At 48.4% G+C, this 246-nt stretch carries 1 protein-coding gene; it reads right to left on the reverse strand.

Translation table 11 applies throughout. From position 1 onward, the window contains the following. Nucleotides 1–41 precede the first annotated feature (41 nt). Nucleotides 42–246, reverse strand: a 205-nt coding sequence (locus tag HMPREF2975_RS12100; protein ID WP_141757371.1) for an IS3 family transposase, incomplete at its 5' end; no start/stop codon positions are given.

Below are 246 nucleotides of genomic sequence, written 5' to 3' on the forward strand. Positions count from 1 at the left end.
GGGTCTGCTGAGGGTTTGGTTGACAGTTTTCCTTCTGATTTTTAGGCCGCAAGGGATGCGGCTGATTCCATGATTGTTTCGTATTCGATTGGTGTCAATTTACCCAGTGCTCGTTGCCGTCTTTTCCTGTGATATGTCCGTTCAATCCAGTGAGTGATCGCGGCAGATAATTCACGGCGCCTGTTCCAAGAGCCACGATCAAGAACGTTCTTTTGTACAAGAGCGAAGAAAGATTCCATCGCAGCG

It is taken from the genome of Actinomyces sp. HMSC065F12, from assembly GCF_001814535.1.
GTDB classification, from domain to species: domain Bacteria; phylum Actinomycetota; class Actinomycetes; order Actinomycetales; family Actinomycetaceae; genus Pauljensenia; species Pauljensenia radingae_A.